Below are 23,789 nucleotides of genomic sequence, written 5' to 3' on the forward strand. Positions count from 1 at the left end.
ACGACTCCATCGGCCGGACACTCGGGTCCCCCGTCACGCGAGGAGGCCCGGCCATGGAGACCACCGTCGACGAGATCGCGCCAGACCTCTACCGGCTGTCCACCTTCGTGGAGCCGGTGAACCTGGCCTTCAACCAGTACCTGGTGGCGGGGGAGGAGCCGCTGCTCTTCCACTGCGGGCCGCGGCAGATGTTCCCGTTGGTCAGCGGGGCGGTCGCGCGCGTGCTACCGGTCGAGCGACTGCGCTGGATCTCCTTCGGGCACGTCGAGTCGGACGAGTGCGGGTCCATGAACGACTGGCTCGCGGCGGCTCCGCGGGCCGAGATCGTCCACGGGATCCTCGGCGTGATGGTGTCGCTCAACGACCTGGCCGACCGTCCGCCGCGCGCGCTCGCGAACGGCGAGACCCTCGAGCTCGGTGGGCGACGCGTGCGCTGGATCGACACCTCGCACGTACCGCACGGCTGGGAGTCGGGGCTGCTGTACGAGGAGACGACCGGGACGCTGCTCTGCGGGGACCTGTTCACCGCGACGGGCCACGCACCGGCGGTCGCCGAGTCCGATCCGGTCGAACCGGCCCTCGCGGCCGAGGCGCTGTTCCACGCCACGGCGCTGACCCCGGGTACCGGACCCGCCGTCCGCGCCCTCGCCGACCTGCGTCCCGAGGCGCTCGGCCTGATGCACGGCCCGGTCTTCCGCGGCGACGCGACCACGGCGCTCACCGAGCTCGGGAACGCCTACGACCGCCTGCTCGACGAGGCCCTCGCCGCCCGTGACCCGGCCTGACACCGGCATCCCGGGACGGCCCGGCACCGCTCAGCGGGCGAGCTTCCCGAGGTGCCGGTGCAGGTCACCCGCGGCCGGGCCGAGCTCCCGCAGCAGCGCCGCCTCGACCTCCCGAACGGCCGGGGCGAGCCGCCCGTGCAGCTCCCGCCCGCGGTCGGACAGCAGGACGAGCACGCGGCGGCGGTCGGTCTCGTCGACCCGGCGGTAGACCAGCCCCTGGTCGATCAACCGGTCGACGATCTTGGTCAGGGTCGGCGCGGGGACCCGGACGGCCGCGGCGATCCCGCTCATCGGGTGGCCCTCGCCGTCCGCGAGCAGGTCGAGCACGCGCCACCGGTCGAGCCCGGGACCGTCGGGCCCGAGCGCCGCCTCGATCCGGCGCTCGACCCGGTGCGCCGCACCGGCGAGCGCGTCCAGGAGGCCGGTGTCGGTGACCGACGGTGGGGCACTGCTCACGGCGGGTCCACTTCCTGCGGGGAGGGGTGACGGGGAGGGGCGTTCTGGTCAAGACTCTCACGCGGAGGACTCCGACGGCGGACACGACCGGGGAGGTCCGCGATGCGCACGGCCGGCAGCGGCGGGAGCGGCAGGCGGAGCGGCGGTGACCTCGTGGGCGGCGGGGGCCGCACGGGCGACGTGGTGGAGGTCGCCTTCGTGGTGCCCCGCAGCGGGCCGGCGGGGCTGTTCGGCCCCGCCTGCGAGTCGTGCGGCGCCCTGGCGGTGGCCGAGCTGAACGCGGCCGGGGGCGTGCTCGGCCGCGAGGTCCGGCTCCGCGCGGTCGACGGTGGCCGTGCCCCGGCCGAGGTCGCCGCCGAGGTGGGCGCGCTCGTCGAGGCGGGGGCGGTGCAGGCGGTGTCCGGCTGGCACATCTCGGCCGTGCGGCAGGAGGTCGCCCCGCGGGTCAGCGGGCGGGTGCCCTACGTCTACGCCCCGCTCTACGAGGGCGGTGAGCGCACCCCCGGGGTGTTCCTCGCCGGCGAGACCCCGGACCGGCAGGTGCTCCCCGGCCTGCGTTGGATGGCCGCCGAACTGGGCGTGCGCACCTGGTGCATCGTCGGCGACGACTACGTGTGGCCGCGGGTCTCGGCGCGCGCCGCGCGGACCTGGGCCCGGACCACGCCGGACGTGCGGATCCTCGACCAGGTCTTCGTCCCGCTGGGGACCGAGGACTTCTCGGCGACGCTGGAGCGGGTGCTGCGCTCGGGCGCGCAGGGCGTGCTGATGTTCCTGGTGGGCTCGGACGCGGTGCGCTTCAACCGCGCCTTCGCCGCCGCCGGGGCGGACCGGCGCTGCGTGCGGTTCAGTCCGCTGATGGAGGAGAACATGCTGCTCGCGAGCGGCCCGTCCCAGGAGCTGTACTCCGCCGCGGCCTGGTTCGAGAGCCTCCCGACCGCCGCCGGCCTGGACTTCTCCCGCCGCTACGTCGAGCGGTTCGGGCCGCGTGCCCCGGTGCCCGGCGCGCTGGCCGAGTCCTGCTTCGAGGGCCTGACCCTGCTGGCCCGGCTGGCGGAGCGGGCGGGCTCCCTCGACGTCGACGCGGTGTCGGGGGCGGGGGAGGGGATCGCCTACGAGAGCCCGCGCGGCGACGTCGCGCTGGTGCACAACCACCTCCGGCAGGACGTCTACCTGGCCCGGGCCGACGGGCTCGAGTTCGACGTGCTCGCCCGCTTGACCTGATTGCTGTCGCTCGACATAGTTTCACATGACAGCAAATTGGGAGGCGCCCGTGCCCACCTACGCGTTCCGCTGCCCGCACTGCGGGGGATTCGACGTGATCCGGCCGATGCGCGAGGCGGGGGCCCCCGCCACCTGCCCCGAGTGCGGCACCGCGGCCCGCCGGGTCTTCGAGTCACCGGCGCTGCGCGCGGGCGACCCCCGGATGCGCCGCGCCCTCGACGCCTCGGAACGCAGCGCCGACGAGCCCGCCGTCGTCTCCTCGGTGCCCGGCCGCAACCGCCGGGCCACCCCGGTCAGCCGGGACCCGCGGCACGCCCGCCTGCCCCGTCCCTGACGCAAGTCCGGCTCGATCACTCCGCTGACCAGGAGGAACCGCCATGCCCGACGTCGTCTTCTCCGTCGACCAGGCGAAGCCCATGCGCGACCAGAAGGTGCCCGGCCACAACCGCTGGCACCCGGAGATCCCGCCGGCGGTGACCGTCGCCCCCGACACGTCGATCCGCGTCGAGTGCCGGGAGTGGACGGACGCCCAGATCGGGAACAACGACTCGGCGAACGACGTCCGGGACGTCGACCTGACCCGCTGCCACATGCTCTCCGGACCGATCGCGGTCGAGGGCGCGGAGCCCGGGGACCTGCTCGTCGTCGACATCCTCGACCTCGGCCCGGTGCCGCAGCAGATCGGCGACGCGCCCGGCCAGGGCTGGGGCTACACCGGCATCTTCGCGAAGCAGAACGGCGGCGGCTTCCTCACCGACCGGTTCCCCGACGCCTACAAGGCGATCTGGGACTTCCGCGGCCAGGTCGCCACCTCCCGCCACCTCCCCGGTGTGCGGTACACCGGCATCACCCACCCCGGCCTGTTCGGCACCGCACCCAGCCATGAGCTGCTCAACCGGTGGAACGCCCGGGAACGGGCCCTCATCGCCACCGACCCGGACCGCGTCCCGCCGCTGGCGCTGCCTCCGTTGGAGGAGGCCACCCTGGGCGGCAGCGCGACCGGCGACGTCCTCGCCGAGATCGCCCGCGACGGCGCCCGCACCGTGCCCGCCCGCGAGAACGGCGGCAACCACGACATCAAGAACTTCACCCGGGGCTCGCGGGTCTTCTACCCGGTGCACGTGCCGGGTGCCCTGTTCTCGGGCGGTGACCTGCACTTCTCCCAGGGCGACGGCGAGATCACCTTCTGCGGCGCCATCGAGATGGGCGGGTTCATCGACTTCCACGTCGACCTGATCAAGGGTGGCATGGAGACCTACGGCGTGACGACGAACCCGATCCTGATGCCGGGCAACGTCGAGCCGCGGTACTCCGAGTTCCTCACCTTCATCGGCATCGGCGTGCAGCACGAGACCGACACCCAGCTCTACAACGACGCCACGGAGGCCTATCGCAACGCCTGCCTCAACGCCGTGACCTATCTGGAGAAGTTCGGCTACTCCGGCCCCCAGGCCTACCTGCTGCTGGGGTCGGCGCCGATCGAGGGCCGGGTCTCGGGTGTCGTCGACATCCCGAACGCCTGCTGCTCGCTCTACCTGCCGACCGCGATCTTCGAGGACGACCTGCGGCCGTCGGCGAGCGGTCCGGCGCGCAAGGACCGGGGGAGCTGCGCGGTGAGCTCGTGACGGGTCCGGACGCCTCCTACGAGGTCCACGAGATCCCGGAGTTCACCCTCGAGTGCGGGGCGACGCTGCGGCCGGCCCGGATCGCCTACCAGACCTACGGCGAGCTGGACGCCGACCGCGGCAACCTGATCCTCTACCCGACCTGGTACTCCGGGCGGCACTGGGAGAACGAGTGGCTGATCGGGGAGGGGATGGCGCTCGACCCGGCCCGGTGGTTCGTCGTGGTGCCGAACATGCTGGGCAACGGGCTGTCGTCGTCGCCGTCGAACACCCCGCCGCCGTGGGACCGGGCGCGGTTCCCGCGGATCAACGTGCGGGACAACGTCGCGGCGCAGCACCGGCTGGTCACCGAGGTGTTCGGCGTCGAGACGCTGCCGCTGGTGCTCGGCTGGTCGATGGGCGCCGGGCAGACCTACCAGTGGGCGGTCAGCCACCCGGAGATGGTGCAGCGCATGCTGCCCTTCTGCGGGTCGCCGCGGACCGCGCCGCACAACCAGGTCTTCCTCGACTCGCTGCGCGCGGCGCTGACCGCGTCCGTCGGGTTCGACGGTGGCTGGTATCCGCCGGACGACTGGCCCGTCGGCGGGCTGCGGGCCTTCGCCCGGATCTACGCGGGCTGGGGGTTCTCGCAGGCCTTCTACTGGAACGAGGTGTGGCGGGAGATGGGCTACACGTCGTTGGAGGACTTCGCGGTCGGGTTCTGGGAGGGCTTCTTCCTCGACGGCCGGGACCCGAACAACCTCCTCACCATGCTCGACACCTGGTGGAACGGCGACGTCGGGAAGACGCCCGGGTTCTCCTCCACCGAGGAGGCGCTCGGCTCGATCCGGGCGAAGGCGATCGTGATGCCGGCGGAGAAGGACCTGTACTTCCCGCCGGAGGACGAGGAGTGGACCGTCTCGCACCTGCGGGACGCCGAGCTGCGGGTGATCCCCGGGGTGTGGGGGCACTTCGCGGGCGGCGGGGCGAACCCGGTCGACACCGCGTTCATCGACGCCGCGGTGAAGGAGCTGCTGGACCGCTAGCGGAGCCGCCGGGCGCACGGTCACCCGGACCGCGGAGGAGCGGACCGGGCGGCCTCACCCGAGCAGGGCGGGGGGTGGGTCCTGCTCGGGTGAGGCTCTTCGACAGCGGCGGGGAGGGCGGCGCCCTCCGTCATGACCGACGACCGCCTCTCCCTGCCGCTCGTCGCACCGTAGGACCTCCAGCAGGGTGGAGGGTCAAGGGCCGTCGGGGTTAGCCTCGTCCGATGCGGATCGGGGAGCTCGCCGTGCGGTCCGGGGTGCGGGTGCGCACGATCCGCTTCTACGAGCAGGCCGGGCTCCTGCCGGCCCCCCGACGCACGCCCGGTGGGCTGCGCGAGTACGACGACGAGGCCGTGACGCGCCTGCGGTTCGTCCGGGCCGCGCAGGCCCTGGGCCTGTCGCTGGCCCAGATCACCGAGGTGCTGCGCGTCCGGGACCGGGTCGGGCCGCCGTGCGAGCACGTCGCCGAGCTGCTCAGGGACCACATCGCGGCGGTCGAGGCGAGGATCAGGGAGCTGACGGCCCTCCGCGACGACCTCCGCGCGCGGGTCCCGCCCGCGATGGTGCCGGACACGGGGCGCTGCCACCCCGACCACGTCTGCTACCTCATCGAGGACACGCCCTCCGACATCCTCCGCTGATCCGCCGGGGCCCGGGCGAGGCGCGCCCGGGGGCTACGCCTCCCGGACGTCGAGCAGGTCGTTCTGCTCCACGGCCTGCCGGGAGAGCGTGGTGTAGCCGCGCTCGTCGAACAGCACGGTCAGCCGGTCGGCCTCGGTGGCGAGCACCACGCCGTCGCCCCACTCCGTGTGCCGGACGGGGGTGCTGGGGGTGAGCCCGTCGCGCTCGTCGCCGAGGTCCTCGGGGACGTGCTCCTCGGCCGAGCCCGCCTCGCAGGTGTCGCAGTGCCCGCACGGCCCGCCGAGTTCCTCGCCGAAGTAGCCGAGCAGGTAGCGGCGGCGACAGCCGGCGGTCTCGGCGTACTCGCGGACCAGGTCGATGCGGGAGCGGACCAGCCGGCGGTGCCGCTCGGCGGCCTCCACGGCGGCGTCGACGGCCTCCTGCGCCGACAGGTCGGCGCGGGAGATCCGGCCCTCCTCGACCTGCACCGCGCCGACCTGTTCGAGCAGGTTGACCGCAGTGGTCCGGCGCTGCGGTGACAGCTCCGAGCGCTCGCCGAGCTCCTTGCCGGTGGCCGGGCCCTCCTCGAGGGCGGTGAGCACCGCGCGGAGCGCCTCCGGCTTGGGGCGGCGGGCCACGAGGAACCGCTGCAGGCGCAGGTCGTCGTGGTGGTGGTGCAGCTCGACGGTGGCGGCCCCGCCGTCCCGGCCGGCCCGGCCGATCTGCTGGTAGTAGGCGTCGAGCGAGCCGGGCGAGGCGGCGTGCAGCACGAACCGCACGTCCGGTTTGTCGATGCCCATCCCGAAGGCCGAGGTCGCGACGACGACGTCCAGGTCGCCGGCGAGGAAGCCGTCGTGCACCTCCTCGCGCCGCTTGCGGTTCAGCCCGGCGTGGTAGTGGGCGGCGCGGACGTCCGGCGCCGCGGCCTCCAGCGCCTCGGTGTAGCGCTCGGCCTCTTTCCGCGTCGCCACGTAGACCATGCCGGGCCTCGGCAGCTCGCGGACCCGCTCGACGAGCTCACGGTGCCGCAGGTCGTCGTCGGCGTAGACCCGCACGGTCAGGTGCAGCTCGGGCCGGTCGAAGCTCCGCACGATCTCGCGGGGCTCGCGCAGGCCCAGGCGCTCGATGATGTCCGCCCGCACGGGCGGCGCGGCCGTCGCCGTCAGGGCCACCACCGGCGGGTGCCCGAGCCGCTCGATCGCGGCCCCGATCCGCAGGTAGTCGGGGCGGAAGTCGTGGCCCCACTCCGACACGCAGTGCGCCTCGTCGACCACGAACAGGCCGATGCCGGCCTCGACGAGTCGTTCGACGACCTCGTCCTTGGACAGCTGCTCGGGGGCGAGGAACAGGTACTCGGCCTCACCCGTGGCGAGCGCCTCCCAGGCGTGCCTCGTGCGGGCCGCCGGCTGGGCGGAGTTGACCGTGACGGCCTCGGGCACGTCGCGCTCGGCGAGCCCCAGCTGCTGGTCGTGCTGCAGCGCGATGAGCGGCGACACGACGACGGTCGGGCCCTCCAGGAGCACGGCGGGCACCTGGTAGATCGCGGACTTGCCGGCGCCGGTGGGCAGGACGGCGAGGACGTCGCGGCCCTCGACGAGGTGCTCCATGCCGTCGAGCTGGTCGGGGTGCAGCTCGGCGAAGTCGAACCGGTCCGCCGCCGCCTGCTGCAGTCGCTCGCGTGCTGTCGTCACCGGCGGGTGCTACCCCGGACTCCGCCGTCACAACCTGCGCAGCGCGGGCCGGGTCGTCGCGGACCTCCTCGCCGGACGACGCCCGTGCCTACGGGTCGACCGGGTGCGGCGCGGTCCGGGACGCGATCGCCGCCCCGGTCAGGGCGAGCACGACGAGCACGACCAGCAGCACGGGCAGGGCGACGGCCGGGGTCACGAGGACGGCGAGCAGCGCGCCGCCGAGGCCGACGAAGGTCGCCTGGGCCAGCTGGTCGGCGAGCTGGGCGGCGGAGGAGTGGTAGCCCACCGCGTCGGCGGCCGACCCGGCGAGCAGCAGGGCCGACAGCGAGGAGAAGCCCAGCCCCATGCCGACCCCGGCGACCAGCCAGAGCGGCAGGGCGGCCCAGGCGACACCCCACGAGGGGGCGACGAGGAGCAGCCCGGCCGTCCCGAACGCGATCAGCAGCATCCCGATCCGCAGCAGCCGGGGCCGCGGCAGCTCGGGCCGCCTGCCCTGCCATGCGGCCGCGGCGGACCAGCCCAGCGACCCGACGATCAGCGGCAGCCCGGCCGCGGACAGCGACCAGCCGTGGGTCGCCGCCAGCATCAGCGGCAGGTAGGCGGTCACGGTGAAGAATGCCCCGGCGATCAGCCCGCGCCCGGCGACGACGGCGGCGACCCCGCGCCGTGCCCGGACCGTCCCCGCCGGCACGAGGCGGCGCAGCGCGGGCACCAGCACCGCCAGCGCGGCCACGGCGAGCACCGCGCCGACGGGCGTGGGGTGCTGGCCCGCCCAGCTGAGCGCGGACACGCCCAGTGCGGCGGCCACCGCGGCCGCGACGAGCCCGCGGTGCGGCGGGGCCGGTTCGAGGGGCGGGGCCAGCCCGCGCACCGCCGGCAGCACCAGCAGCACGGCCAGCACCACCAGCGGGAGCAGCCCGAGGAAGACCCAGTGCCACGACAGGTGCTCGGTGACCAGCCCGGCGACCGGCGGCCCGACCAGGGACGGCACCACCCACGCCGAGGACACCAGCCCGAACACCGCGGGCCGGGCGTGCGCGGAGTACACCAGCGCGATCAGCACGTACACGGCCACGCCCTGGGCGCCGGCGCCGAGGCCCTGCAGCAGCCGCCCGGCCAGGAGCTGGCCCAGCGAGCCCGCGGTGCCGGCCACCAGCAGGCCCAGCCCGAACACCGCGGGGGCGAGCAGCAGGACGAGCCGGGGCCCGCGCGCGTCGCACCACCGCCCGCCGAGGACGGTGCCCACGACGGTCGTGGCGATGAAGGCGACGAAGGGCCAGGCGTAGTCCGCGACGGTGCCGAGCTCGGCGACCACCGCGGGCATCGCGGTGCCGACGCCCATCTGCTCGAACGCGACGAGGCTGATCAGCAGCACGATCCCGACGGTCACCGCGCGCCGGTGGGGGCCGAAGAGCTCGTCGCGGACCGACGGGGCGGAGGGGACGGGGGCGGTCACGGATCGAGCCTGCACGCTGAACCGAGGTCGAGGTCAAGCGGGATCCCACGGCGGTCTCCGTTCCGCCCCCGCGCTCGGCGTTCGGCGCCGCCCGCCCGGTGGGCGACGCGCGGCGAACGGGGTCCGAACGGCGCGTTCCTAGCGTCGGCTCGTCCGCACCCGCCGACCTCGCGAGGAGACCGCGATGACCCCCCACCCGACCCCGCCCCGGCCCGCACCGCCGGCGACACCCGGGCGGCCGGGCCCGCCGGGCGCCGACGAGCCGCGTGCCTCGTCGTGGCGGGTGGCGGCATGAGGGCGCCGGCCTTCGCCAGGTTGGCGTCGGACCGCTCACCGTTCCGGCGCGCGCTCGCCGACTCCGCGACGGTGATCGTGGCGTACCTGCCGTTCGGCCTCACGCTGGGCGCCACCCTGGCCTCGACGCGGTTGCCCGCGGGGGTCGCGTGGGCCTCCTCGCCGCTGCTGTTCAACGGGGCGGCCCAGCTCGTGGCCGTCACGCTGCTCGACGGCGGCGCCGGGGCCTTCCTGGTCGTCGCCGCCACGCTGGTCGCCACCGCGCGGATGCTGCTCTACAGCGCGTCGCTCGCCCCGTACGCCGCGGAGTGGCCGCGGCGCTGGCGGTGGCTCGGCGCGTACCTGCTGAGCGACCCGGTCTACGCACTGGCGATCGGGCGGTTCGGCGGGCCCGGCGGCGGGGGCGGGGCGCGCGAGCGCCGCGTCTACTACCTCACCGTCGGCGCCACGCTGTTCGTGGCGTGGCAGGTGCTGACCGGCGCCGGCGTGCTGCTCGCCGGTGTGCTGCCGCAGTGGCTGCCGGTCGACCTCGCCGCCGCGCTGACCCTTCTGCTCCTGCTGCTGCCCATGCTCACCGGCCGGGCCGCCTACGCCGCCGCGGCGGCCGGCGGCGCGGTCGCCCTCGCCGTCACCGCGCTGCCGCTGGGCCTCGGCCTGCTCGTCGGCGCCGCGGCCGGCATCACCGCAGGCGTTGCCGCCGAGGCGTGGCGGCGGGCGCCGCGCACCGATCCTCCGGAGGGAGTCCGTGATGCGTGACCTGCTCGTCCTCGTCGCCGTCGCCGCGGGGATGTACGCGATGCGTGCGGCGTTCCTGGTGGTGGCCCGGCCCGAGCCGCCGGCGCCGCTCGCGCGGGTGCTGCCGCACGTCGGCCCCGCGGTCCTGGGCGCGATCGTCGTGCCCGCCCTGCTCGCCCCGCACGGGGCGGTCACGCTCGCCGGGACGGTGCCGGCCCTCCTGGCCGCGGCCGGGGCCTGGGTGCTGTGGCACCGGTTCCGGAGCCTGCCGATCGCCCTGTTCGGGGCCCTCGCCCTCGCCCTGCTCACCACGGAGTTGTTCCGATGAACGCCGATGTCCTGATCCCTCACGCCCCGACCGCCGACATCCGGATCCAGGAGCTCGGCCCGGACCGGTTCGACGTGCTCGACGCCGTGCTGGACGGGTTGTCCCCGACGAGCCGCTACCGCCGCTTCCACACCCCGGCCCCGCGGCCGACCCCGGAGGTGCGCGCGATGCTCGCCGCGGTCGACGGGCGGAGCCACATCGCCGTCGCCGCCTTCACGGGGTCCGGCCGGCCCGTCGGGATCGCCCGGCTGATCGCGGTCGTGGGCGGCCGGTCCGAGCTGGCCGTCGAGGTCGTCGACGAGTGGCAGGGCCGCGGGATCGGCTCCCGGCTGGTCCGCGCCGTGATCGAGCGGGGCCGTGCGGCCGGGCACCGGGTGGTGCACGCCGACGCGCTCGCCGAGAACGTCGCCGCGCAGGCGCTGTTCCTCTCGGTGTTCCCCGCCGCGATCGCGATCTCGCAGGGCCACGAGGTCGGCTTCGCGGCGGAGCTCGCCGCGCCGGGCGACGCGGCCCTCGTCGCGGCCTGATCCCGGCCCGGCCCGGCCCGGTCCCGGTCCCGGTGACGCGGTCGCGTGCCGCGCCGGGGCCGGGACCCGGCGTGGCCGGAGGGCACCCGCTCCACCGATCGGTCCACCATCCACCGCCCGACCGGCCCTGCCGCCCACCCGGTCCGGCCGGGACGCTGGCGGGACGGCCGCGCGCCGTGCCGAGGCGGGCCCGTGCGGAGGGGGCCGGGATGCTGGAGGTCACGCTCCTCGGCGAGCAGGTGGTACGGGACGCCGACGGCACGGTCCTGGTCCGGCCGTCGCGCACCCTCCTCCTGGTCGCCTATCTCGTGGTGCACGCCGGGTCCCCGCAGCCCCGCCAGCGCATCGCCCCGCTCTTCTGGCCCGACTCGACGGACGACCAGGCCCTGACGAACCTCCGCCGCGAGCTGCACCACCTGCGCGGGCTGCTCGGCGACGGATCGTCGCTCCTGGTCAGCAGCCGGGACCTGGGCTGGCAGGACGCGCCGGACTGTCGGGTCGACGTCCGGGAGTTCGCGAGGTCCCGGGCCGCCGCGCTCGCCGCCGAGGCGCGGGGCGACACGGCGGCGTTCCTGGCGCACGCGGACGCGGCCCTCGGGACGTACCGGGGGGAGTTCCTGCCGGGCAGCGTCGAGGACTGGGCCCTCGCCGAGCGGACGGTCCTGGAGCAGCAGTGCGTGGACCTGCTCGACCGGGCCGTCGCGGCGCGGACGCGCGCCGGCGACCCCGGCGAGGCGGTCGGGCTCGCGCGGCGCCGGGTGCAGCTGCGGCCGCTGGAGGAGGCCGGCTACCGGCACCTCATGGAGCTGCAGGCCGAGTCGGGGGACCGGGCCGGCGCGGTGAGCACCTACCACCACTGCGCCTCGCTGCTGGAGCGGGAGCTGGGCGTGGTACCGGACCCGCAGACCCGACGCACGCTCGACCGGGTGCTGGCCCGCGGCGGTCCCGCCGCCCCGGCACCCGCGTCGGCCCCGGCGCCCGGCCGGGCGGGCCGGGCCGGGGCGGAGCTGGTGGGCCGGGTCCGGGAGCTGGGGTTCCTCCAGGACCGCTGGCGCCGCACCGTCGCCGGGCGGCCCGGACTGCTCGTCGTGCGCGGCGACGCCGGCGTCGGCAAGTCCCGGCTGATGGCCGAGCTGGCCGACCGCGTCCGCCGCGGCGGCGCGGTCGTCGCGGAGGCCCAGTGCTTCGGCACGGCGGGCCGGCTCGCGCTCGCGCCGGTGGCGGACTGGTTGCGCACCCCGGCGATCCGCTCGGCGCTCACCGGGCTCGACGGCGTGTGGCGGACCGAGGTCGAACGGCTGGTCCCCACCAGCCGCGCCCGCGCCGAACCGGGCCCGTCCGCGATGGTCGACGCCTGGCAGCGCCACCGCTTCTACGAGGGCATCGCCCGGGCGCTGCTGCACCTCGGCCGCCCGATCCTGCTGACGATCGACAACCTGCACTGGTGCGACCCCGAGACGCTCGCCTTCCTCACGTTCTGCCTCAAGCTCACCCCGGACGCCCCGATCCTGGTGGTCGCGACCCTGCGCGACGACCCGGAGGACCAGGAGCCGGGCCTCCCGCAGTGGATCAGCCGCATGCAGGCCGCCGGCCTCCTCACCGAGGTGCGCCTGCCGCCCTTCGACGCCGCGGACACCGCCGCGCTCGTCGAGGCGGTCACCGGCCGGGCGCCCGACCCCGCGGACGCGGCCCTCCTGCAGGCCACCACCGGCGGGTTCCCGCTCTACATCGTCGAGACCGCCCGGGCGGGCGACCCGTCCGGGTCCGCCCCGGCCGGCCGGGTCACCGCCGTGCTCACCCGGCGGCTGCAGCAGATGACGCCGGCCGCGTGCGACGTCGCCGGGCTGGGGGCCGCCGTCGGCCGCGACTTCACCCTGGACCTGCTCACCGAGGCCGCGGATCTCGACGCCGACACCGTCGTCCGGGCCGTCGACGAGCTGTGGCGGGCGCGCATCCTGCGGGAGACCGGCGACGGCTACGACTTCTCCCACGACCTGCTCCGGGAGGCCGCGTACGCGCAGGTCAGCCGGCCGCGGCGGTGGCTGCTGCACCGCCGGGTCGCCCAGGCCCTGGAGATGCTGCACGCCGACGACCCCGACGCCGTCTCCGCCCAGCTCGCCGAGCAGTACGCGCGGGCCGGGAACGGGGAGCGGGCCGTGGGGCACTACCGCCGCGCCGCCGACGTCGCCGCCGGGATGTTCGCCCACGGCGAGGCCGTCCGGCTGCTGGAGGAGGCCCTGGCGATCGTGCGGACCCTGCCCGAGGGGCGGGACCGGGCGCGGCGCGAGCTGGCCCTGCTGGAGGCGATGGCCGCGCCGTTGAACGCACGGTTCGGCTATGCATCGGCGCGGGTGCGGGAGACGCTGGAGGGCGCGGTCGCGCGGGCGGAGCTGCTGGGCCGCCGGGACGCCCAGCTCAACGGGCTGGTCGGGCTGTGGACGTCCCTGTTCGTGCACGGCGACACCGAGGAGGCGCACCGCACCGCCGGCCGCGCGCTGTCCCTGGTCGAACCCGACTCCGAGCTGAGCGGTCCGGCGCACTTCGCCTTCGGCGGCTCCGCGCTGAGCCTGGGCCGGCCCGCCGAGGCCCTCGAGCACCTGCGGCGCGCCGTCGAGCTCGGCGGCTTCCACCCGCTGAGCATCGGCACCCGGGCGGACGTGCACGGGCGGGGGTTCGCGGCGCACGCGTACTGGCTGCTCGGCGACCCCGCGGCCGCAGTGGCCAGCAGCCGGGACGCGATCGCGCTGGCCCGCACGACCGGGAACCCGTTCGTGCTGGCGGTGGCGCTGGCGTACGGGGCCATCACCCACCAGCTCCGGAACGACCGGATCGAGCTGGGCCGGGTCGTCGACGAGCTGCGCGGGCTGTGCGACCGCTACTCCTTCGCCTACTACGAGGACTGGGCCCGGGTGCTCGAGGGCTGGTCGCGGACCGACGCGTCGGGCACCGACCTGGTGCGGACCGGGATCGCCAGCCTGGAGGCGCACGACGCGTTCGCGCGGATGCCGTACTGGTTGTCGCTGCTCGCGGACCGGCTGGAGCGGGACGGCCGGCCGGACGCCGCGGCGGCCACCCTCGACGCCGCCCTCGCGGCCGGCCGGGCCCACGACGACGTCTGGTGGATCCCCGAGGTGCTGCGGCGCCGGGCCGTCCACGACGACCCCGGGCGCGCGGTCGAGCGGCTGCGGGAGGCCGCGCGGCTCGCCGCCCGGCAGGGGAGTGTGGCGCTGCTGGCCCGGTGCCGGGCCGATCTCGAGGCCCGCGGGGTGTCGGACGCCGTGCCCGGCGGGGTGGTCCGCGGGGTGCCCGACGGGGTGCCCGACGGGGTGCCCGACGGTGCCGCGGACGGGGCGTTCGCCGTTCGTCCGCGGCCGGGGACGCCGGCCGCGCACCCGAACGACGCGTGAACGGTGCGTTCCTAGCGTCGGCCGGTGCCGCGCCCGAGCACGTCGGACGCACCGACCGAAGGAGCGAGTGTGACCGCCACGCCCTCCCGCACCACCAGCACGCCGTTCGCCGACCTCGCCACCGACATCGGGGGCGAGCTGATCCTCCCGGGCGACCCGGGCTACGACGACGCCCGTGCCGTCTACAACGGCATGATCGACCAGCGGCCGGCCGCGATCGCCCGGTGCCGCGACACCGCCGACGTGGTCGCCGCCGTGCGGTTCGCCCGTGCCCACCGGATCGAGATCGCCGTCCGCAGCGGCGGGCACCACGCCGCCGGCCTCGGCGTACGGGACGACGCCCTGGTCGTCGACCTCTCCGCGATGCGCGGCGTCGACGTGGACCCCGAGCGGCGCACCGTCCGGGTCGACGCCGGCTGCACGTGGGGCGACGTCGACCGGGCCACGGTGCCGTCCGGCCTGGCCACGCCGTCGGGGTTCATCGCCTCGACCGGGGTCGCCGGCCTCGCGCTCGGCGGCGGCATCGGCTACCTCACCCGCCGCTTCGGCCTCACCGTCGACAACCTCCTGTCGGCGGACGTCGTGCTGGCCGACGGGCGGGCCGTGACCGCCGGCCCGTCCTCGCACCCGGACCTGTTCTGGGCGCTGCGCGGCGGCGGCGGCAACTTCGGGGTCGTCACGTCCTTCACCTTCCGCTGTCACGAGATCGGCGAGCACGGCACGGTCGTGGCCGGTCCCGTGCTCTACGACCTCGCCGACACCGGCGAGGTGCTGCGCTGGTACCGCGCCCTGGTGCCGTCCCTGCCGGAGGAGCTCAGCGGCTGGTTCGCGCTGCTCACCGTCCCGCCCGCGGCCCCCTTCCCGGAGGAGATGTGGGGCCGCAAGGTCTGCGGGATCGTCTGGTGCTACACCGGCCCGCACGACCGGGCGGACGAGGTGCTGGCCCCGATCCGCGAGTTCGGCGCGCCGCTGCTCGTCGGGGTGGCGCCGATGCCCTTCTCCGCCCTGCAGAGCGCGTTCGACGGCCTCTACCCGGCCGGCCTGCAGTGGTACTGGCGGGCGGACTTCTTCGACGAGATCTCCGACGCCGGCGTCGCGGTGCACGAGAAGTTCGGCCCGCTCCTGCCCACCGGGCACTCGACGATGCACCTGTACCCGATCGACGGCGCCGCCGCGCGGGTGGCCGACGACGAGACGGCCTTCGCGTACCGCGACGGCGGGTGGGCCGGGGTCATCGTCGGCGTCGACCCCGACCCGGGCAACGCCGAGCGGATCACCCGCTGGACCCGCGACTACTGGGAGGAGCTGCACCCGACCTCGGCGGGCGGCGCCTACGTCAACTTCCTCATGGACGAGGGCCAGGACCGGGTGCGCGCCTCCTACCGCGGCAACTACGCGCGGCTCGCCCGCGTGAAGCGGGACTACGACCCGGACAACGTCTTCCACCTCAACCAGAACATCCGCCCCGCCGCCCAGGACTGAGCGTTCGTGTAGGGAGGCCCATGGTGAGCGAACGGCACTTCCGCTCAGACCTAGTGAGCGAGAGTGCCGTTCGTTCCTCGATCAGAGGCGGTCGAGGAGGGCGCGGGTGAACTCGGCGGTGCCCGCGGTGCCGCCCATGTCCCGCGTCCGGACCTCTCCCTCGGCGAGCTGGGCCCGCACCGCGTCGAGCACCTCCGCGCCGGCCTCGGGGTGCCCGAGGTGGTCGAGCATCATCGAAGCGGACCAGATGGCGCCCAGCGGGTTAGCCAGGTCCCGGCCGGCGATGTCCGGCGCCGAGCCGTGCACCGGCTCGAACATCGACGGGAACTCGCGCTCCGGGTTGAGGTTGCCCGAGGGCGCGATCCCGATCGAGCCCGCGACCGCGGCGGCGAGGTCGGAGAGGATGTCGCCGAACAGGTTCGAGGCCACGATCACGTCGAACCGCTCGGGCTGCAGCACCAGCTTCGCGGCGAGGGCGTCGATGTGCTCGCTGCGCAGCTCGACGTCCGGGTACGCGGCCGCCCGCTCGGCCACGACCTCGTCCCAGAAGGGCATGGTGTGCACGATGCCGTTGGACTTGGTGGCGCTCGTGACGTGCTTGCGCCGGGACGCCGCGAGGGTGAAGGCGTAGTCGGCGATCCGGACGATCCCGGCACGGGTGAACACCGCCTCCTGCACGGCCAGCTCCGAGGGCAGCCCGCGGTTCATCCGGCCGCCGATCTCGGAGTACTCGCCCTCGGCGTTCTCCCGGACGACGACGAAGCCCACCTCCCCGGCCTTCGCGCCGGACAGCGGGCTGGGCACGCCCTCCAGCACGGCGATCGGGCGGAGGTTGACGTACTGGGCGAAGGCGCGGCGGATCGGGATCAGCAGCCCCCACAGCGACACATGGTCGGGGACGCCCGGCCAGCCGACCGCGCCGAGCAGGATCGCGTCGTGCGACCGGATCCGGTCCAGGCCGTCGGCCGGCATCATCGCGCCCTCGTGGGCGTGGCGCTCGCACGACCAGTCGAGCTCGTCGTAGGTGAAGGAGAGGCCGTGCCGGCGGCCCACCGCGTCGAGCACCGCGGTCGCGGGCGGGATCACCTCCTGCCCGATGCCGTCGCCGGGAATGAGGGCGATCCGGTGTGTCGTGCTCATGCGCCCACCTTCCCCGTGCGTGGCGATCGTCGCCAGGGCGGCCATCGCCCCTCCCGAGCGGCTACACCGCGATGTCGACGCTCGGGCGCAGCGCGGCGGCCGCGGCGAGGGCCTCGTGCACGGGGTTGTCGAGGAACGCGTGCACCAGCTCGGGGTCCGCGGGGGCGGCGAGCGCCGGCAGCGCGATCTGCTCGTAGGCGGCCTGGAAGCGCGGGCCCCAGCGCCGGGTGCCGAGCCGCGCTGTGCGGGAACAGTTGTCGACCATGTACGCCACGTCCCGGGCGTGCATGTAAGGCAGCAGCGAGTCGACGGCCTCGATGATCGACTCGTTGACGATCTCCGACCAGGCGTGCCCGCGCTCGGCGAACTCGTCGACCTGGGCGACCATCGTCGCCACGAACATCCCGCCGGTGACGGGGTCTATCACGGCCTCGTGCGTGCCGCGGCGGGCGCGGACGGCGTCGCCGTGCGCCCACATCGGCGAGCCGCCGATCCGCGACATCGGCCGGGTGGCCAGCCGGGCGTCGGCGAGGACGACGCTGCGCAGCTCCGTGCCGTCGGCGACCTCGTCGTAGATCTCGGCGAGGATCTCGCGCGCCGGCCCGTAGGTCGCGGCGTAGGCGCGGTCGAAGAGCTCCGTGTCGGCGACGGCGTCGCGGACCGCGCGCAGGCCGGCCTGCGAGATCGTGTGCGCGATCGGCCCGGTCACGGCCTCGCAGGAGCGCTCGTAGGCGGTCACCGGGTCGGCGCCGTCGAGCAGGAACTGCCGGTAGAGGGCCTCGACCAGCCCGTGCACCGCGCCGAGCAGGATCCCGCGCTCGCCGACGACGTCCGAGCGGTACTCGCTCTCCAGGGTGGTCGCGAAGGTGTACGGGGAGCCGAGCGCGACGGACCAGGCCAGGGCGCGGTCTCCCGCGTGGCCGTCCGGGTCGGCGTGCACGGCGATGCTGGCGTTGATCCCGGCGCCGTTGACGGTGGCGCCCTGCTCGTAGAGCCGCCGCACGGAGTCGCCCATGCCCTTGGGACACACCGCGATCACCGGGTGGCCGGCCGGGAAGTCGCGCCCGGTCGCGCGGAGGTGACCGAGCAGGAAGCCGTGCGAGAGGCCGATGGTCGCGCCCGGCTTCAGGACCGCGAAGAGCTCCTCGTGGTGCGCGGCGAGCGCGGCGTCGGCGATCAACAGGATCACCAGGTCGGACTCGGCGGCGACGGCCAGCCAGTCGCCCAGGGTGCCGTCGGCCTCGGTGAAGCCGTGGGCCCGGGCGTCGTCGGCCGACGCCGAGCCGGGGCGCAGCCCGACGGCGACCCGCACCTCCGTGCCGGCCAACGAGTCCCGCAGGTTGCGGGCCTGGGCGCGGCCCTGCGGGCCCCAGCCGATCACGCCGATCCGGCGCACGCCGTGCAGCGCCGCCGGCAGCAGCGGGAACAGGTGCCGGCCGCCGCGCAGCACGGTCTCGGTGCCGCCGGGGACGGCCAGGGGCTCGGTGGTGAAGACGTCCGATCGCATGGCCCCCGTTGTAGGGTCAGCGGGATCGTTGCGACAAGCGCAAGAACTGCACCGGGGCGTTGCGGGAGGTGAAAGATGGAGCACCGCGAGCTGGAGCTGTTCCTGCACCTCGCCCGCACGCTGAACTTCGGCCGGACCAGCCTGGAGTGCCACGTCAGCCCGGCCACGCTCACCCGCACCGTGCAACGGCTGGAGGCGCGGGCCGGCGCCCGGCTGCTGGACCGTGGCCCGCGCGGGGTGGCGCTCACGGCGGAGGGCCGCCGGTTCACCGGCTACGCCGAGCAGGCCCTCGCGCTGTGGACGGGGTACCGGGCCGGCGCCGAGGAGCCCGCCGACCTCGCCGGGGAGCTGCGCCTGTTCGCCACGGTCACGGCCTGCCAGGCGTTGCTGCCCGCGCTGCTCGCGCCGTTCCGCGAGGCGCACCCGCAGGTCCGTGTGGACCTGCGCACCGGCGACGCCGCGGCGGCGCTGGCCCGGCTCGAGGAGGCGGAGGTCGACGCCGCCGTCGCGGGGCTCCCGCACCGGCTGCCGCACGCGATCCTCACCCGCACCCTCACGACCACGGACCTCGTCCTGGTCACGGCCCGCGGGCGGGAGGCGGCGGCGGGCGGGCCGTTCGTGGTGCCGCGCCGCGGGCTGGTGCGGGAGGCCGCGCAGCGCTGGTTCCGGGCCCGCGGCACCGCGCCGGTGATCGCCGCCGAGCCCGACGGGCACGAGGGGCTGCTCGCGCTCGTCGCCCTCGGGTACGGCACCGGGATCGTCCCGCGGCTCGTGCTGGAGACGAGCGGGGTGGCGGACCGGCTCACCGTCGTCGAGGGCGGGCTCGCGCCCTTCCCGATCGGGCTCTGCGTCCGCCGCGCCGACCTGCGGCGCCCGATCGTCGCGGCGCTGTGGGAGCTCACCGCAGGTGGGGCGGGGTCGTGAGCGGGAACTGCCCCTGCAGGGGCAGAAGGCACTCGGCGGTCGGTGAGTCAGCTGCATCTGGCGGATCACCGTCGCGTCCCGCAGAGTGGGGTGGCGGGAGGGAACGATGACGTTTCGCAACGGTTCGGCGGACTCGGGCACCGGCACCGAGATCGACCTGGACGTGGTGGTCGTCGGCGCCGGGTTCTCCGGCCTGTACGCCCTGCACGCGCTGCGCTCCGAGGGCTTCCGGACGCGGGTGCTCGAGCAGGGCGGCGGGGTCGGCGGCACGTGGTACTGGAACCGCTACCCGGGCGCGCGGTGCGACTCCGAGAGCTACTACTACTCGTACTCGTTCGACGAGGAGCTCCAGCAGGAGTGGGAGTGGACCGAGCGGTACCCGGAGCACTTCGAGATCCGCGCCTACCTCGAGCACGTGGCGGAGCGGTTCGACCTGTACCGCGACATCGACCTCGACACCCGGGTCGAGTCCGCCGCGTTCGACGACGAGACCTCCACCTGGACGGTGCGCACGGCCGACCGCACGCTGACCTGCCGGTTCCTCGTCACGGCCGTCGGCTGCCTGTCCACCGCGAACGTCCCGGACATACCCGGGCTCGACACCTTCGCCGGCGAGTGGTTCCACACGGGGCGTTGGCCGCACGAGGGCGTGGACCTGGCCGGGAAGCGGGTCGGGATCGTCGGGACCGGCTCGACGGGGATCCAGGCGGTGCCGGTGGTCGCCGCACGGGCCGCGCACCTGACCGTCTTCCAGCGCACCGCGAACTACAGCATCCCCGCGCGCAACGGCCCCGTCTCGGCCGCCGAGCGGGCCGAGGTGAAGGCCCGCTACGACGAGATCCGGCGGATCCAGCGCGAGTCGACGAACGGCCACCCCTTCCTGATCAGCGAGGTCTCGGCGCTCGCGGTCGACGAGGCCGAGCGGACCCGGATCTACGAGGAGGCCTGGCAGCGGGGGAGCCTGAAGTTCCGTGCCTCCTTCGCCGACCTGCTGACGGACCGGGCGGCCAACGACACGGCGTCGGACTTCATCCGGGCCAAGATCCGGTCGGTGGTGCGGGACCCGGCGACGGCGGAGAAGCTGACCCCGCGCGACCACGGCTTCGCCACCAAGCGCCCGCCGATCGACACCGACTACTTCGAGGCCTACAACCGGCCGAACGTCTCGCTCGTCGACGTGCGAGCCGACCCGATCCGCGAGATCACCCCGGCCGGGATCCGCACCAGCGCGGAGCACCCGCTCGACGTCATCATCTTCGCCACCGGGTTCGACGCGATGACGGGCCCGCTGCTCGCGCTGGACATCCGCGGATCGGGCGGGCTGCCGCTGCGGGAGAAGTGGTCCGCGGGACCGGTGACGCACCTCGGGCTGCAGGTCGCGGGCTTCCCGAACCTGTTCACGATCACCGGGCCGGGCAGCCCGTCCGTGCTGTGCAACATGCCGACCGCGATCGAGCAGCACGTCGAGTGGATCGCGGACTGCCTGGTCCACCTGCGCGAGAAGGGCGTCACGCGGATGGAGACCACGGAGGAGGCCGAGCGGGCCTGGGTCGCGCACGTCAACGAGGTGGCGGACCGGACGCTGCTCCCGCAGGCCTCGACCTCGTGGTACCTGGGCGCGAACGTCCCGGGCAAGCCGCGGGTGTTCATGCCCTACGCCGGCGGGATGGCCGCCTATGCCCGGACCTGCGCCGAGGTCGCGGAGAAGGGCTATGAGGGCTTCGTGCTCTCCGCCTGAGCCGCCCGGCGCGGGAGCGCCCCCGCACCCGCGATGATCACCAGCCCGGCCAGGGGGACGACGAGCAGGCCGACGCGCAGGGAGGTCGCGTCGGCCACCAGCCCGACGACCGGGGGCGACACCAGGAACCCGATCCGCAGCAGCCAGCTGACGACGGTCAGCCCCGCCCCGGTGGGCAGGCCGGGCAGCTCGTCCGCGGCGTGCATGGCGGCGGGGATGAGCGTCGCCACCCCGAGCCCGGCCAGGCCGAACCCGACGATGGTGCCCGGGACCGACGGGAAGGCCAGGGCCAGGCCCATCGCGACCACCACGATCGCCGCACCGCCGCGGGCCGTCGCGCGCTGGCCGAACCGGTCGACGAGCCGGTCGCCGACCACCCGGCCCAGGAACTCCAGCGCCTGCAGGGCCACGAACCCGAGCCCGGCGACCGCCGCGGCCGCGCCGAGGCTGCCGGACAGGTAGACCGCCGCCCAGGACGCGCCCGAGTCCTCGACCAACGCACCCGCCGAGGCGATCACGCCGAGGACCAGCAGGACCCGCAGGGCGCGACCGCCGGCCCGGGACCGCACGCGCGCCGGGGAGGCGGTGGGCTCGCGCTCGGCGTCCTCCGGACCGGGCAGCAGGAACCGGTACGCGACCAGTGCGACCACCACGAAGATCCCGGCGGAGACGCCCAGGTGCAGGCCGAGCGGGATCGCGAGCCCGGCCGCGGCGGATCCCATCAGCCCGCCCAGCACCGACCCGGCGCTCCACGTGGCGTGGAAGGAGTTGAGGATCGAGCGGCCGTAGCGCCGCTGGACGCGCAGCGCGTGGGCGTTCTGCCCGACGTCGACCACCGCGTCCGCCGCTCCGGCCACGAAGAGCGTCCCGGCCAGCAGGCCCCAGCTGGGGGCGAGCCCGGCGAGCAGGATGCCGACGGCCACCGCGATCGTCCCGAACGCCGCCACCCGCGACGACCGGAACCGCCGGACCAGCGCCGACGCCGTCAGCCCGGCCAGCAGGGCACCGAACGGGAAGGCCGCCACGGCCGCGCCCAGCTGGGCGTTGCCCAGCTCCAGCGAGGCCTTGATCTCCGGGTAGCGGGGGAGCAGGTTCGCGAACACCGCCCCGTTGGTGAGGAACACGGCGGCGACCGCGATCCGCGCCCGCCGCTCCGTCCGCCCCGGTCCCGTCGTACCGGTCTCCCCGGTCGTGCCGCTCGCCATCACCGTGCAGCGTACGGAACGCGCCGGGGACACCGCTCGGCATTCGCGCCGTCAGGCGGCGAAGGCCACGGCGGGCTCCAGGCCGACGGCCGTCCCGACGGCCCGGGCGAGCGCCCGGGCGTGGTCGGCCGCGGTCTCCCGCGCACCGGCGTCGTGCCGCCAGGCGATCACGCCGTCCGGCCGCACCAGCAGGGCCGAGCGCGGCCCCAGCCCGCAGCGGCGGGCGACCCGGTCGCCGACCACCGGGACCTCGACCGGCACCGGCAGGTGCGCGGCCGCGGTGCGCCAGTCGGCGTCCGCCGCTCCGGTGAACAGCGTGAACCCGGGGCCGAGCAGGTCGAGAACCGCCCGGCGGCCGCCCGCGCCCCGGATCCAGACGTGCGGCAGGCGCTCGCCGGGCTGCGCGGTCCCGGTTCCGAGGTGCAGGTCCCCGTCGGCGGGCCCGGTGGCGAGGGTGCCGGACCGGTAGGCCAGCCCGATGTCGCCGGCCAGCCCGTCGATCGGGTCGGTGCCGCCGGGGCGCAGCGAGCGCAGGGCCCGCGCCCGGCCGATCGGCTCGCGCTCCTCGACGTACGAGTCGAGCAGCGCCGGGCCCGCCCACCCGCGGACCGTCCAGCCCAGCCGCCAGCCCAGCTCGTGGCCGTCGTGGATCGCGGTGTTCATCCCGTTGCCGCCGACCGGGGTCATGCGGTGCGCGGCGTCGCCGACGAGGAAACCGGGCCCGGAGCGGACCGCCGTCGCGACCGCGGCGGCCATGGTGAAGGCCTGCATGCCCAGCAGCTGCGGCTCGAGGTCGGGCAGGCCCGTCGCCCCGCGCAGCAGCCAGCGCCAGAACTCCGGCGTGTAGGCCGCGATGCCCTCGGCGCCGGTGCGGTCCCGGCCGTCGTGGAGCTGCCGGGCGTAGCACCAGCGGCCCCCGCCGACCGGCAGCAGCACACCGGCGGCCTCGGGGTGCTCGATCGCCCACAGCACGTTCGGCTCGCGGGCGAAGAGCGCGTCGACCCCGGACGCCGCGTCCGGGCGGAAGAGCACCTGGGCGTAGTCGCCGAGGGTGCCCAGGTCCTGCAGCCCGATGCCGAGCGCGGAGCGGATCCGGCTGCGCGGCCCGTCGGCCCCCACGACGAACCGGGCCCGCACCCGGTCGCCCCCGGCCAGCCGGGCCTCGACCCCGTCCGTGACGGCGAGGTCGACGAGGGCGCTGTCGAAGCGGACCTCCCCGCCGCGGCGCCGCAGCTCCGCGACGAGCAGCGGTTCCAGGTGGTCCTGCGGGCACAGCAGCGGGTGCGTCGGGCTGGCCCGCAGCGCCTCGCGCCGCGAGGGGTACCCGACGTCCCGGTACTCGCGCACCGGGCCGGCGAGGGTGTCGGCGACCGCGATCCGGGGCGGGACGTCGCCGACCGCGCCGGCCAGCACCGCGTCGGTGAGGCCCCACTCGCGCAGGATCTCCATGGTCCGGGTGCTCACGCCGGTGGCGCGCGGGATGGTCGAGGTGGTGCCGCGCCGCTCGACGACGAGGACGCGCGCCCCGTGCGTCACGGCGGCCAGGGCCGTGGCGAGCCCGGCGGGGCCGGCCCCGACCACCAGGACGTCGGTCTCGATCGGGCTGGGGTTCGTCTGCATGG

At 75.5% G+C, this 23,789-nt stretch carries 20 protein-coding genes; 13 read left to right on the forward strand and 7 right to left on the reverse strand.

Translation table 11 applies throughout. From position 1 onward, the window contains the following. Positions 1–53 precede the first annotated feature (53 nt). Positions 54–785: an oxygen-binding di-iron domain-containing protein gene (locus ABD990_RS25185; RefSeq protein ID WP_345383220.1), complete on the forward strand. Its 732-nt coding sequence runs from the start codon at positions 54–56 to the stop codon at positions 783–785. Between the two features lie 30 nt (positions 786–815). On the opposite strand, the gene ABD990_RS25190 is transcribed toward ABD990_RS25185, so the two are convergent. Beyond that, positions 816–1,241, reverse strand: coding sequence for a MarR family winged helix-turn-helix transcriptional regulator (locus ABD990_RS25190; RefSeq protein WP_345383221.1), 426 nt, complete (start codon positions 1,239–1,241; stop codon positions 816–818). 102 nt (positions 1,242–1,343) lie between these two features. Between ABD990_RS25190 and ABD990_RS25195 the strand changes: the two genes are divergently transcribed. The 5 genes from ABD990_RS25195 to ABD990_RS25215 all read left to right on the forward strand — a co-directional run bounded on the left by ABD990_RS25195 (position 1,344) and on the right by ABD990_RS25215 (position 5,753). Beyond that, the gene (locus tag ABD990_RS25195; protein ID WP_345383222.1) at positions 1,344–2,462 is read left to right on the forward strand and encodes a substrate-binding domain-containing protein; all 1,119 of its coding nucleotides are present in this window, start codon (positions 1,344–1,346) and stop codon (positions 2,460–2,462) included. A 49-nt stretch (positions 2,463–2,511) separates the two neighbouring features. After that, the gene (locus tag ABD990_RS25200; RefSeq protein ID WP_345383223.1) at positions 2,512–2,796 is read left to right on the forward strand and encodes an FmdB family zinc ribbon protein; all 285 of its coding nucleotides are present in this window, start codon (positions 2,512–2,514) and stop codon (positions 2,794–2,796) included. Between the two features lie 43 nt (positions 2,797–2,839). Then, on the forward strand, positions 2,840–4,087 hold the full coding sequence (fmdA, locus tag ABD990_RS25205; protein WP_345383225.1) for a formamidase: 1,248 nt from the start codon (positions 2,840–2,842) through the stop codon (positions 4,085–4,087). Further along, the gene (locus ABD990_RS25210) at positions 4,084–5,112 is read left to right on the forward strand and encodes an alpha/beta fold hydrolase (protein ID WP_345383226.1); all 1,029 of its coding nucleotides are present in this window, start codon (positions 4,084–4,086) and stop codon (positions 5,110–5,112) included. The genes fmdA and ABD990_RS25210 overlap by 4 nt, the downstream gene beginning before the upstream one ends. A 224-nt stretch (positions 5,113–5,336) precedes the next feature. Further along, entirely contained in the window at positions 5,337–5,753 is a 417-nt protein-coding gene (locus ABD990_RS25215; RefSeq protein ID WP_345383227.1) for a heavy metal-responsive transcriptional regulator, read from the forward strand. Between the two features lie 33 nt (positions 5,754–5,786). On the opposite strand, the gene ABD990_RS25220 is transcribed toward ABD990_RS25215, so the two are convergent. After that, a complete protein-coding gene (locus tag ABD990_RS25220; RefSeq protein WP_345383228.1) occupies positions 5,787–7,424 on the reverse strand; it encodes a RecQ family ATP-dependent DNA helicase in 1,638 nt (545 codons plus the stop codon). A gap of 88 nt (positions 7,425–7,512) precedes the next feature. Continuing rightward, positions 7,513–8,880, reverse strand: coding sequence for an MFS transporter (locus tag ABD990_RS25225; protein WP_345383229.1), 1,368 nt, complete (start codon positions 8,878–8,880; stop codon positions 7,513–7,515). 291 nt (positions 8,881–9,171) lie between these two features. Here ABD990_RS25225 and ABD990_RS25230 point away from each other — a divergent pair, with 291 nt between their 5' ends. The 5 genes from ABD990_RS25230 (at position 9,172) to ABD990_RS25250 (ending at position 15,653) form a co-directional block, all read left to right on the forward strand. Next, positions 9,172–9,930 (forward strand): AzlC family ABC transporter permease, encoded by a 759-nt coding sequence (locus ABD990_RS25230; protein WP_345383230.1) that lies wholly within the window; start codon positions 9,172–9,174, stop codon positions 9,928–9,930. Continuing rightward, the gene (locus tag ABD990_RS25235) at positions 9,923–10,237 is read left to right on the forward strand and encodes an AzlD domain-containing protein (RefSeq protein ID WP_345383231.1); all 315 of its coding nucleotides are present in this window, start codon (positions 9,923–9,925) and stop codon (positions 10,235–10,237) included. The genes ABD990_RS25230 and ABD990_RS25235 overlap by 8 nt, the downstream gene beginning before the upstream one ends. Further along, positions 10,234–10,764 (forward strand): GNAT family N-acetyltransferase, encoded by a 531-nt coding sequence (locus ABD990_RS25240; RefSeq protein ID WP_345383232.1) that lies wholly within the window; start codon positions 10,234–10,236, stop codon positions 10,762–10,764. The genes ABD990_RS25235 and ABD990_RS25240 overlap by 4 nt, the downstream gene beginning before the upstream one ends. A gap of 209 nt (positions 10,765–10,973) precedes the next feature. Continuing rightward, positions 10,974–14,171: an ATP-binding protein gene (locus tag ABD990_RS25245; RefSeq protein WP_345383233.1), complete on the forward strand. Its 3,198-nt coding sequence runs from the start codon at positions 10,974–10,976 to the stop codon at positions 14,169–14,171. A 69-nt stretch (positions 14,172–14,240) separates the two neighbouring features. Continuing rightward, positions 14,241–15,653, forward strand: a complete 1,413-nt coding sequence (locus tag ABD990_RS25250; protein ID WP_345383234.1) for an FAD-binding oxidoreductase — start codon at positions 14,241–14,243, stop codon at positions 15,651–15,653. A gap of 81 nt (positions 15,654–15,734) precedes the next feature. On the opposite strand, the gene ABD990_RS25255 is transcribed toward ABD990_RS25250, so the two are convergent. Both ABD990_RS25255 and ABD990_RS25260 read right to left on the reverse strand, forming a co-directional pair. Next, complete coding sequence (locus ABD990_RS25255) at positions 15,735–16,793, reverse strand: tartrate dehydrogenase (protein WP_345383235.1); 1,059 nt, start codon at positions 16,791–16,793, stop codon at positions 15,735–15,737. Positions 16,794–16,854: 61 nt separating this feature from the next. After that, positions 16,855–18,300, reverse strand: a complete 1,446-nt coding sequence (locus ABD990_RS25260) for a ketol-acid reductoisomerase (protein ID WP_345383236.1) — start codon at positions 18,298–18,300, stop codon at positions 16,855–16,857. A 75-nt stretch (positions 18,301–18,375) separates the two neighbouring features. Between ABD990_RS25260 and ilvY the strand changes: the two genes are divergently transcribed. Together ilvY and ABD990_RS25270 are read left to right on the forward strand one after the other, a co-directional pair. Beyond that, entirely contained in the window at positions 18,376–19,224 is an 849-nt protein-coding gene (ilvY, locus tag ABD990_RS25265) for an HTH-type transcriptional activator IlvY (RefSeq protein ID WP_345383237.1), read from the forward strand. A gap of 106 nt (positions 19,225–19,330) precedes the next feature. Continuing rightward, positions 19,331–20,962: a flavin-containing monooxygenase gene (locus tag ABD990_RS25270; protein ID WP_345383238.1), complete on the forward strand. Its 1,632-nt coding sequence runs from the start codon at positions 19,331–19,333 to the stop codon at positions 20,960–20,962. Here the strand turns inward: ABD990_RS25270 and ABD990_RS25275 are convergent. Both ABD990_RS25275 and ABD990_RS25280 read right to left on the reverse strand, forming a co-directional pair. Then, positions 20,935–22,167 (reverse strand): MFS transporter, encoded by a 1,233-nt coding sequence (locus tag ABD990_RS25275; RefSeq protein ID WP_345383239.1) that lies wholly within the window; start codon positions 22,165–22,167, stop codon positions 20,935–20,937. The two genes, ABD990_RS25270 and ABD990_RS25275, sit on opposite strands and share 28 nt — an antisense overlap. 51 nt (positions 22,168–22,218) lie before the next feature. Beyond that, positions 22,219–23,787 (reverse strand): FAD-dependent monooxygenase, encoded by a 1,569-nt coding sequence (locus ABD990_RS25280; RefSeq protein ID WP_345383240.1) that lies wholly within the window; start codon positions 23,785–23,787, stop codon positions 22,219–22,221. Between the last annotated feature and the right edge of the window lie 2 nt (positions 23,788–23,789).

It is taken from the genome of Pseudonocardia yuanmonensis (genome assembly GCF_039542425.1).
GTDB lineage: Bacteria > Actinomycetota > Actinomycetes > Mycobacteriales > Pseudonocardiaceae > Pseudonocardia > Pseudonocardia yuanmonensis.